Annotated in this window: 9 protein-coding genes; 3 read left to right on the plus strand and 6 right to left on the minus strand. The window is 42.6% G+C overall.

The window, feature by feature from the left end; translation table 11 throughout:
• The 3 genes from traF to luxQ form a co-directional block, all read left to right on the plus strand.
• Window positions 1-590, plus strand: a 590-nt coding sequence (gene traF, locus B9J87_RS10955; protein ID WP_141201572.1) for a conjugal transfer protein TraF, incomplete at its 5' end; no start/stop codon positions are given.
• Between the two features lie 224 nt (window positions 591-814).
• Complete coding sequence (locus tag B9J87_RS10960; protein WP_017048780.1) at window positions 815-1,915, plus strand: autoinducer 2-binding periplasmic protein LuxP; 1,101 nt, start codon at window positions 815-817, stop codon at window positions 1,913-1,915.
• 15 nt (window positions 1,916-1,930) lie between these two features.
• Window positions 1,931-4,477 (plus strand): quorum-sensing autoinducer 2 sensor kinase/phosphatase LuxQ, encoded by a 2,547-nt coding sequence (gene luxQ / locus B9J87_RS10965; RefSeq protein WP_094150773.1) that lies wholly within the window; start codon window positions 1,931-1,933, stop codon window positions 4,475-4,477.
• 17 nt (window positions 4,478-4,494) lie between these two features.
• Here luxQ and B9J87_RS10970 read toward each other — a convergent pair whose 3' ends face one another.
• The 6 genes from B9J87_RS10970 to yccS form a co-directional block, all read right to left on the minus strand.
• A complete protein-coding gene (locus B9J87_RS10970; RefSeq protein ID WP_176429516.1) occupies window positions 4,495-5,160 on the minus strand; it encodes a PilZ domain-containing protein in 666 nt (221 codons plus the stop codon).
• A gap of 144 nt (window positions 5,161-5,304) precedes the next feature.
• On the minus strand, window positions 5,305-6,849 hold the full coding sequence (gene glpD, locus B9J87_RS10975) for a glycerol-3-phosphate dehydrogenase (RefSeq protein WP_094150775.1): 1,545 nt from the start codon (window positions 6,847-6,849) through the stop codon (window positions 5,305-5,307).
• 185 nt (window positions 6,850-7,034) lie between these two features.
• Window positions 7,035-8,294 carry a hydroxymethylglutaryl-CoA reductase gene (locus B9J87_RS10980; RefSeq protein ID WP_017046400.1) on the minus strand — a complete coding sequence of 420 codons (1,260 nt, stop codon included), beginning with the start codon at window positions 8,292-8,294 and terminating at the stop codon, window positions 7,035-7,037.
• A gap of 87 nt (window positions 8,295-8,381) precedes the next feature.
• On the minus strand, window positions 8,382-8,681 hold the full coding sequence (locus B9J87_RS10985; RefSeq protein WP_017047233.1) for a hypothetical protein: 300 nt from the start codon (window positions 8,679-8,681) through the stop codon (window positions 8,382-8,384).
• A 67-nt stretch (window positions 8,682-8,748) separates the two neighbouring features.
• Window positions 8,749-8,973, minus strand: coding sequence for a hypothetical protein (locus B9J87_RS10990; protein WP_013867905.1), 225 nt, complete (start codon window positions 8,971-8,973; stop codon window positions 8,749-8,751).
• A 138-nt stretch (window positions 8,974-9,111) separates the two neighbouring features.
• Window positions 9,112-11,265: a YccS family putative transporter gene (gene yccS / locus B9J87_RS10995; RefSeq protein WP_017048776.1), complete on the minus strand. Its 2,154-nt coding sequence runs from the start codon at window positions 11,263-11,265 to the stop codon at window positions 9,112-9,114.
• Window positions 11,266-11,417: the final 152 nt, after the last annotated feature.

Here is an 11,417-nt window from a genome sequence, read left to right on the forward strand (position 1 = left end):
GCCTAGCACTGGCCCAAATATACAACATTCGTGGCCAACAATTTTCATTTGGCATTACGCCAAAAATTCAACAATTAAGAACCTATAAGCAAAATGTTTCGGTAAAAGAATTCGATCTTGCTGATTATGACAAAAGCGAAACGAACGATAATGCCTTCAACCTTGATTTAGGGGCTGTGTGGTTAATTAACGATTTCCGAGTGGGTGTTGCGGTAAAGGATCTTTTTGCTCAAGAATTAAAAACCATTGATGGTTTAAGCTCGTATGATTTGGATACGCAAGTCACAATCTCGGGTGGATATGTCACTGAGTTTTTCACTGCTGCAATCGATTTAGATGCAACAAAGCAGAGTCGTTTCCAAGACCAAAAAGATGATACACAATACCTACGCTTTGGCTTAGAAGGTAATGCTTGGGGATGGGCACAGCTTCGTGCGGGTTATGAAATCGATTTAGAAGATACTTTGGACAACGCCGTGACGTTTGGCATTGGCATCAGCCCCGGAGATCTTGTCAGTTTCGATCTTGCAGGAAACTATGCTGGAGATAATCAATTTGGCATTTCTGGAAATTTAGCTTTCACCTTTTAAGTATAGGAAAGCATTCTGATGCTTTTGTTTAGTAAATGAGCGGTTATGAGTGCAAGTCAGCTTTTTTAGTGGTTTGCACTATCATTTATGAGGAACATACTTAATAATCAAGATGATATACGGGCTACTTGTTTGATCCTTCATTGGGTAGTCCGAGAATATGATGAGTGCGAAATCAGCCATTGTGTGTCATTAAATCCAGAAGTTAGTGTAATGAGAATGCCATGAGAAAAATCCTGCTCCTTTCATTTGTGTTCAGTGTCAGTTTGGCAGCCTCCACTCAGGCTGCAGCGCAAGTTTTAAATGGTTATTGGCGATATCAAGAGTTTTTAGATCTTCATCCTGCGCAACAGGCTCTTACCGACCAGATGATACAGGCAGTGCGTCAACCTCCCGCTGTACTCTCAATAGAGCAAGATAAACCTATTCATATTTCTGTTGTTTATCCAGGTCAACAAGTTTCCGATTATTGGGCGCGCAATATCAAAGCCTTTGAGATGCGTTTAGACGAACTTGGGATTAGATACCAAATTAACCAAGTCTTCACTCGTCCGAATGTCGATATTCGCCAACAAAGTTTATCGTTGATGGAAGCGATCAGAAACAAATCCGATTACTTGGTGTTTACGCTTGATACCATCCGCCACCGTAAATTTATCGAGCAGTTGTTAAGTTCAAATCAAACCAAAATTATTCTGCAAAATATCACTACGCCGGTAAAAAGTTGGGGAGATCGCCAGCCTTTTATGTACGTGGGGTTTGATCATGAAATTGGCACAATGAAACTGGTGGATTACTACAAAAAGTCGGCGCCAAAGAATAGTGCTTATTCCGTACTCTATTATTCTGAAGGCTATGTTAGCGATGCTCGCGGTGATAGTTTTATCCAAGAAATGAGTCGAGACAGCAAATATCACTTGGCCTCTTCGTTTTATACAAAAGCGACACGAGATAGTGCATTTGATGCAACTTTGCGTATTCTTAAACAAACACCAGATATTAATTTTATTTACGCATGCTCTACTGATGTTGCACTCGGTGCCATGGATGCGTTGCAGCAGCAAAATAGAGAAGATATTACGTTAAACGGCTGGGGCGGTGGTGAGGCTGAATTGGACGCGCTGCAAAATAGCACACTTGATGTGACTATCATGCGTGTCAATGATGATGCCGGTGTTGCTATGGCGGAAGCCATTAAGTGGGATCTTGAAGGAAAGCCGGTACCTACGGTTTACTCTGGTGATTTTGAGTTGGTAACCAAAGAGGTCTCTTCAGCGTATATTGAAAAGCTCAAAAAACGAGCATTTCGTTACTCTGACCATTGATATATCGAGTCATTAATGAGTTTAAGGTCAAGCACCGTCAAGAAAAAACAAAAGATAGCTACCGTGATCACCAAATCAATGATTGCGGTGATTGGCGCATTGACGCTCAGCGTTTTATTTCAAAGTTATCAGATCAGTAGCAAAATCATTGCTCAAGAAGTGCAACGTACGGCTTCTCAAACCTCTAGTCTCATCCAGAACCTCTTTAACTTCCGCCTTTCATTACTGCAGATAAACCAAGATAGCAGCGCAAAAAATGCAGGTTTAGTTAAAGCAATTCGTAAGGGCGATAATGACAGTATTGATCAGTTCTTTTTTGGAGTTGACCAGCTAGAAGTAGCCAACACGCCTGACATTCGTTTCATTTCTGATTCTGACAGCCTGATGTGGGAAGATGGCAATGCTCAGTTTTATGGTATTGAACAAAACGAGTTGGTAAACATGTCTCGTAAAGTCGCCTTAAGTCATAACTGGCATATGATCAAATCGCCCTCTCAATTGGGCTATGCCTACCTAATGGTCAGACGTACTCCCGTTATTGACTCGCAGTCCGGAGAGGTGATTGGTTTTTTGCATCTTGCTACCGTACTTAACAACAATTACGTGCTGGCAGAAACATTACGTGAAGGGAGTAACTCAGAAAATCTCGTGATGACGACGGGTGAAAAGGTCTTAGCCTCAACAATTAATGGTGATGAGACCTACACGGAACGTGATGTTTTAGAAGATAATTTTGACGCCTATAGTTTTGCCGATTACATGGTAAGCCGTACCGCGTTAACCATAGAAGGCGTACCAATTTATATTAACGTCCTCAGTGTGCAGAGCAATGAGAACGTATTGCAATTACGTGAAAATTATTTTTTTTGGATGATTTTTGCCCTTTTTGCGATGGTGATAGTCTCTATTTTGACACGTTGGTGGTTACAGCAGCGAGTGAAAAATGAAATCAATAGCTTGATGAATTACACTCACAAAGCGGCTGAAGCTGGGAGTTATGAGCTTTTTTCTGGTTCTAAAATCTATGAATTTGATCACTTCGGCAGAACGCTAGAACACACATTTCAACGTTTATCTGAGCAAGAAAAACAATTTGAAGATCTGTTCAATTTTTCACTTTCGCCCATCATAGTATGGAGTATCGACGGTGATATCATCAAAATGAACCCATCAGCAAAGAAATATTTCATGCGTCGCAATGATCAACAGCAATGCATTCTTGATGCATTAAAGCAAGAACTGCAGCCAAAGATACGCCTTGCGGTTGAACAAGAAACGTTCCGAGAGATAAACGTTGAAGTTGGCAATAAGGTTTTTCGCTGGAATTTATCCCCCATTATTTTTGAGCAGAGAATTGAGTCAATCATCACTCAAGGGCAAGATATTACGACAATCGCCGAGGCGGCCAAACAGAGCCGACTCGCAAGGCAAGAAGCGGAAGAGTCGGCGCGTATTCGTGCTGAATTTCTTGCAAAAATGAGCCATGAGCTGAGAACACCATTGAATGGAATTTTAGGCGTTTCTCAATTACTTAAGCGTGAAATTAGTGACCATGAGCAACTTGAACAAGTGAATGTGTTATGCAGTAGTGGTGAACATTTATTGGCGGTGCTGAATGATATCCTTGATTTTTCCAAGATAGAGCAGGGACAGTTTAGAATTCAAGAGTCTGACTTTAAGCTGGTTGAGGTCATCTCTGCCGTGGAAAGTATCTATCGGCCATTATGTGCCGAAAAAGAGATTGAGTTCAGCCTAAAGAGCAATATTCCGCCTGATATGATGATCCATAGCGATCAAGTTCGCCTGAACCAAATTCTGTTTAATTTATTAAATAATGCGACTAAGTTTACCCATCATGGGTTAATTAGCATTGAGTTCCAGCAAAAGAATAGCAGCCATCTGTTGATTTCGATTAGCGATACAGGTATCGGCATCAGAGAGCAAGATCTCGCGCTTATTTTTGAGCCTTTTACTCAAGTAGAATCAAACACCACACGAGAATACGGCGGTAGCGGTTTGGGGCTTGCGATTGTCAAAAGCTTAATTGAGATGCTTGGTGGTGCTGTAAACGTGAAAAGCCAATTTGGGGTAGGTACTACATTTTCTGTTGAACTCCCTCTTGTTGCCGTCAGTAACTGCGGGAAGGATATACCATCTTATGAGCGTGCGCCGCCACATGAAATGTTTGAAAAACCAATCAAAGTGTTGCTAGTCGAAGATAATCATACCAACGCTTTTATTGCTCAAGCATTTTGCAAAAAATACGGTATGGAAGTGACAAGAGTAGAGGATGGTCTACAGGCGATTGATTATTTGAAAGATCATCCAGTGGATCTTATCTTAATGGATAACCAGTTGCCTTACTTAGGCGGGGTTGAAACAACCCATTTAATCAAACACGAGATGATGATGGATGTACCCATTTATGCGTGTACAGCTGATGGCATGCAATCGACTAACGAAGCATTTATGGCCGCAGGTGCAGAGTATGTGATAGTTAAACCTATCAAAGAGAAAGCATTGCATGAGGCTTTTTGTCATTTCCAAAAACGGCAGCAATAAAGTACCGCGCAACATTCTTATACGCTACCAGCCATAAAAGCGCGTTCTAATATTTCTTTTTTCAATGCTGCTGTCATTGCAATTGATTCAAGAAATTTAACGCCTACTAACATTCCTTTACCTTGTTGACGCACACTGACGATTTGGCAAACGAGATCTTGTGGTAGAAGTGGGGAGAGTGTGGACTTTATCTCAATAAACATATCTTTTTCTAAATGGTGCAAGCCAGGAATAAATAGCGCGCAGCCAGAAATAGAAAAGTCGATCAATTTCCCTTTAAATTGATGCTCTCCTTCATGCATAACGGCAGGCAAAGAGAGTTTATAGCGCTCGTGCTCACGGATTGGTTTGGTCACAAAGTGCTTAGGAAACTTGATAAACAGTAATCCGAACGGTTTAGAAATACTACGAATAATCGAGGTTTTGAACGCGAGTATATGACCTAATTCAGTGTCACAAATCCCACGCAAAATGATTTGGATATTAACTATTTTTCGCATCACCAAGTCTTCACGAGCTTTAACGGGCATATCGATCAGTACGTATCTTTCACGTTTGCATCCGACAATTGTCGTTGAAAAGCTGTAAGAATCCTCAGGTCCGAATTCAATAGTGAGGAGGATTTTCATGCATGGCTTAAGGAGTTTGATGAGATCGTCGCTGTTAGTATTCGGAATTGGCATTGAGTGGCATCGTCGTTACGGAAATATAGCTTTACTATACCCCGTGATTTTTACGTCACCTACTAAGAAAAAGTAAAAAACTCTCAGAAGATCATGTTTCTAAGAGCTTTTCTCAAGTTTAATTCTAGTGGCTACATCTTGTTGTTAAGCACTGATGCGTTGACATTCGCAAGTTGATGATTGGTCGATATAATCATTTAACTGATCAATTTGTTCAGTGTTAAATGTTAAGCCGAGTTTACTTCTGCGCCATAGGATATCTTCACATGAAGAAGCAAATTCATAATGTAAGAGATAATCGACTTCGCATTGATAGAGCCCAAACGCAAAATGTTTACCCAGATCAGCACTACTTTGCACATTATCGAGCATCACCGAAGCTCGGCTACCATAATTAGTGATCCAGCGGTTAATGGTCGCTTTATCAAGATCTGGGAAGCGCTGCTCAAGCTGCTGTTTGAGCTGTGCTGGATAAAAGGCTTCTCCACCAGGCAGTGGTTTGTTTGCGGTCCAACTGTCAGACATTTGATTAAAAAATGGTTTTAATTGACCCATAGCAGATTCAGATAACTTGCGATAAGTGGTTAACTTTCCACCAAAAATAGAAAGTAGTGGCGCATTATCAGCTTGTTGATCCAATGAGAGTGTATAGTCCCGAGTAATGGCTTGTGGTGAGTCAGACTCGTCATCACATAGCGGGCGTACACCGCTGAAGTCAGCCACAATATCATCTAATGTGACCTGATGGATAAAGTGCTTATTCACAACATCCAATAAGTACTGTTTTTCTTCGACGCTAATTTTCACTTGACGAGGATCACCTCGGTATTCGACATCGGTGGTGCCTATCATTGAATAGTGATCAAGATAGGGGATCACAAAGACGATCCGTTTATCTTCGTTTTGTAAAATATACGCCTGCTCTTCATCGTGAATTTTCGGCACGATAATATGTGATCCTTTGATAAGCCGGATACCGTAGGGAGAAGTAATTTCAATCTGCTCATCAATGAACTGTTTAACCCAGGGACCTGTTGCGTTGACAAGCGCGTGACTGCGGCGAGTAAAACGAGTTTGTGTTTTTTCATCAAACAAAGTCACATGCCATAACTCGTCAACACGACGAGCTGATTCAACGCGGCAATAGTTTTTTACTTCGGAACCGAGTTCACGTGCTTGCATCGCATTCAGTATCACTAAACGAGCATCATCGACCCAGCAGTCTGAGTATTCGAAACCAATTTTCATCTCATTTTTAGTCACCACACCCGCGTTAAGGGCTATTTTTTTGCTGGCAGGTAGTGAGGTTCGTTTGCCTAAATGGTCATAAAGAAAAAGTCCGGCACGAATCATCCAAGCAGGTCTTAGAAAAGGGCGGTGTGGTAGACGAAATCGCATTGGCTTTGCAATGTGAGGCGCTTTGCGCAACAGCACTTCGCGTTCAGCCAATGACTCACCGACTAAACGAAATTCATAATGTTCTAGGTATCTCAACCCACCATGAATTAATTTTGAGCTCGCAGAAGAGGTAGCGCTAGCAAAGTCTTTTGCTTCATACAGGCCAACTTTCAGCCCGCGGCCAGCAGCATCTACGGCGATGCCTGCCCCATTGATACCGCCACCGACAACAATAATGTCGAGCACATTGTTTTCGGCTTCAATCGAGTTGCAAACAGAATGGTTGTTCATTGAGCGTACCTATTTCGTTTTTGTTCTGTAATGTTCGTATGAAACCACTTTTTAGTCGAAATAGTTAGTTTTTTGTTTTTTTATTTTGATCTCGATCATTATTTTCTAATGCATATGCTCACTTAACCAATAAAAAAGGCGTTACGTGAATACGTAGCGCCTTTTTTATTGTGAGAGGCAATACCTTAACGAGCGAGTTTGCGATGGGCGCGTGAAAAATGGCCAGCGCAGAACGCACCGACAATAGAAAGTTCACCAGCCAGACAGAGTGATGCTGCCACTTCGGCTAACGCTTGCGAATGACCAGTACCGTGCAGACCGAGAATATCCAAACATGCTTTTTGACTCGGTAACCCTGTACCGCCACCAACGGTCCCTAACATTAAATTGGGTAAGGTTACACTGGCGTACAAACCACCATTTTTGTCCACTTCCATGCGTGTCATACCAATGGCCGATTCAGCAACGCAAGCGGCGTCTTGCCCACAGGCAATATACAAAGCAGCGAGTGCATTAGCGTAATGCGCGTTAATGCCTATCGCGCCGCTTAATGCTCCACCAACAGTCGTCATTTGGCCAAATTGCATCATAGACTGTGGCGTCGTATGCAGATGTTTATGGATGAGTTCGGCAGATAAATGCACCTCGGCAGTCACTTTTTTTCCTCTCACACTACGCAGTGTTTGGCTAGTGGCTTTTTTATCACCCGATAGGTTGCCATCAAGGAATGCGTATTCAGGCTGCACAGGAGTATTCGCCAGAATGGTTTGGAACACGGCATTGGTGGCAATAGTGACCATGTTTTGCCCTGATGCATCGCCGGTTAAAAACTCAAACACGAGGTAGACATGGTTCCCTTCAATATTGACATTAATGTCTGACAGTTTTCCGTGTGCTGTCGTGTTTTCTGCAACTTGTTTAAAGTGGTCATATTGAGTCACTATCCACGCCACAAACTGCCCAGCTTCGATTAAGTTATAAAATGCAAAGCCTGGCGTGCGAGTAACGCCTTCATTTAACAACATGGCGCTTGCACCTCCTGCCGCAGTAAGCAGTTTTGCACCACGATGATAAGAGGCAACCAAAGCGGCTTCGGTTGTAGCTAGCGGGACGAGATAATCACCTTTGGCAAACAGTCCGTTGACTCGTAATGGCCCTGCGATCCCAACTGGAACTTTGACTGTGCCAATAAAATGCTCAATATTTTTGTGGTAGCTGAGCATATCTTGCTCTGTTGAGTCATCTAAAAGCGCACTTTTGCTCGTTCGCGTGTTAAGTACTTGCCAACGGCGTTCTACATTTTTTGCGGTTAAATACGGACTTGGTGTTAATTTGAGCGTTGGAGAAGTGAGCTTGGGTTGGAGTATTTGCTCTAGCTGCTGTGCTGATATATCACCACCCAAAATAGAAACATAATCTCTTCGATGCAGGTTTAGCTTAGGCATAGCGAATCATGGTAAAGAATTTGCGGGCATTGTACTCACCATGCACATAAACACAATATTTGCTTGTGTTGCAAGTTGTGTGAAGAGTTAGGCTTGGATATCCAATATTGAACCCAGCATGTCTTGATCTCGTTGGATAATATTGGTGCCAATGCGGCTGTATTGTGTAGCTTGGTTCAATTTTAGTAGGCTATCAATTTCTTCAGGTTTTTCTTCAGCTTTAGCAACAACTTTATCAAACTCAACTTTATTAAAAGCAAGCGCTTTGTCCGCTTTATCAACAGGAGAGATGTCTTTTTCCATATTGAGCTCACGAGCCGCATCCTCAGCCATTTTATTTGACTGATTGATCAGTTGATAGCCAGAATGAACACCAGATATAGACATAAGCTTACCCTCGTCGATGTCTAAAGTTTAGGCTCCGTTTACTTTTTGCACAAGAAGAAATTCGTGACTAGGAAAAGAGGCTCGAAAGCACATTCAGCTCATCATCAGTGAGTAAATTATTCGATTCATTTTCCAAAGAGTGCTTTATCTCGCCTTGTAATAAACGCAGTTGTTGAGGTGTTAAATGCTGTAATTGTGATTTTAAAGACTCAAATTGATTATGCGTCATCGACTCATGCCTCAGTAAAAAATGCGCTGCCTTCTCACCGCGGTAAGTTTGATGTCCTTTCATGGCCTTACACCTGTAAGAAAATACTTAATCTGAGATTATTCTCGACGTGGCGATTTTTTGTCCGAAAAATGTCAAGTTATAACAAGAGAAAGGTGAGAGCAGCCCGAAATTGAGCCGCTCTCATTATTACGACAATTGCTAGTTTACACGGACGGCAAACTTACTGGCGAGAGAGTGAAGCTCAGGTAGCATGCGATAAATAAGGTGCAGCTGTTGTAAGACCATTCTTACCGAGCTTTCATCTTCTTCACGCCACTCGGCTAAGCGTTTCTCTAAGCCTGCATCGTCAATGTCGCTGGTATCGCATTCATCACAATGTTCATAAAGTTGTTTGTGCAACACATCTAGGTGTTGGTGGATCACTCGGTGAGTTTCAAGTACCAGTTGGTGCGTTGCTTCATCTTCGATGCGTGTCCGATGGGCTCCAAGAGCAGAGATATAGCTGAGCAGTGCATGGTTCAGTGTCAGAAAACGGAAGCTTTCATCGATTGCCGCGCGATATTTACCCGGTTCTGCCAGCATATTACTGATCGCTGCGGTTAAATTTGCGTCTTGGTTGTGGGCATTGCGCCGTGAGATGCGATAGCTCAAGTTGTCTTTTTTACCGATGCGGTACTGACCAATAATCTGTCCCAAATAGGCTTTGTTGGCATCGATCGCATCCGCCATGACTTTATGTAATCGTTTTGATTGCCAGTCAGGGAGGATCAGCACTACCGCTGCGACGGCCAATGCGCAGCCAATCAGAGTATCGGCAAGCCGAGGCAGTACCACGGCGTAACCTTCACCCAATTGATTAAAGCAAAACAGCACTAAAAGAGTAATAAAGCCAGTCGCATAGCCGTAGTTGTTTAGTCTAAAGGCGAAAAACATCACACCTGATAGTACGATAAAGACCAATTGGCTTTCTGGCGATGGGAACAAGGTTAATAGCAGCACGCCTAAAAACAGCCCCGATAACGTGCCAATGATTCGGGCCGTCAGTTTTTGCCGAGTGGCTGAGTAGTTTGGCTGACAAACAAACAGTGTCGTGAGTAAAATCCAATAGCCTCGTTCAATACCAAAACCTTGGATGATTCCGTAACCGATAGTGAGTGCGATAGACATACGCAGCGCATGACGAAATAGCATGGAATCTTTATGCAGATTTGCCTTCACCCGTAACCACATGGCTTTAAGAGTGTGGGCTTCTGTATCATACAACATACCCTCTTCGAGCTTGTTAGCATCAGGGTTGTTAACGTTATTGAGTTGCTTTTCTACTGTTGCTAAGTTATTGAAAAGATAACCTAATTGCGCTAGTGACACTCGCCAGTCAGGGCGTTGTTGTTCTTGTAGGTAGTTTAATGAGCTTTGCAATTCATCCAGAGCCATGATTGACTCTGAATGGTGCTGATAGCTTCGCCCTAACTGAATCGATTGGGCTATTTCACGGCAGGCTTTAGCCTGTGTTTCTAATAAATGTTTAAAGCGAAACAGCACATCTGAGCGGCCAAAGTGTTCGGCAAGCTCTTGATAGCGATAATGACTTGAATTGACACGTTCATGGATATCTTGTGCCATAAAATAGATGTTGAGAAATCGGTCGCTGGCACCATCAATATGGCCTCTTTTTGAACGACTCAACAAAGTGGCTTTACATTGATTGAGTGCGGTAACCGTTGCCGCGTTTAAATTGGCTTCAGCAATTCGATATGGCTGAGGGACTAAGTTCGATACGGGATGGAAGAGATGGCTTTTGGACTCAAGATAATTGGCCAATTGCAAAAAAACATTCGCTAAGCTTTGCTGTACTGGTTGCATTGGCCAAAACATATGCCAAATCATCGACATGAAGTAATACCAAGCGGCACCCGTCAGGAGCAAAACGGGTTGAAACCACAAATTCACGCTTTGGTGTGCACCCAACATGGTGTAGATGGCGATAAGTAAGGAGCCAAAGGCGATGCTGGCATAACGTGGGCCAATTGCGCCAAGAATGATAAAACCAAACGAGGAGATAAATAACCCAATCGCAAACAGTGGCGGGGTATGGAAAAGTAGTTCGATGGAAAATGCAGCGATAGCAAAGCAGATAAATGTCAGAGTGAGGGATTTTAACCGTCCACTGAAACTGTCATCACTTTCAGCCAGTGCTGCGGCAATCACGCCAAGGATCAGTGGCGTAATCCAAGTATTGAGGTTGTAGTGCCACGCAGGAATGACCACGCCTAATAGAGTGATCAAAATGAGAATGCTGTAATTGACAGTTTTATTCGCCCAATAAAGGCGAATTTTGCTAGAGAGCGGCACGATACTTCAACATCCAAAAAGAAAACCATAGTGTAGCAGAAGCGTTGATTAACACTCTGATCAAGATAAAGAAAAAAGTCTACTTGATTACAAAATCAACAACAGCAATCTTGACATTAATTTTTCAATGCCCACTGTGATTGGTATATCAT

It is taken from the genome of Vibrio sp. V19_P1S1T109 (genome assembly GCF_002241375.1).
GTDB classification, from domain to species: Bacteria; Pseudomonadota; Gammaproteobacteria; order Enterobacterales; family Vibrionaceae; genus Vibrio; species Vibrio anguillarum.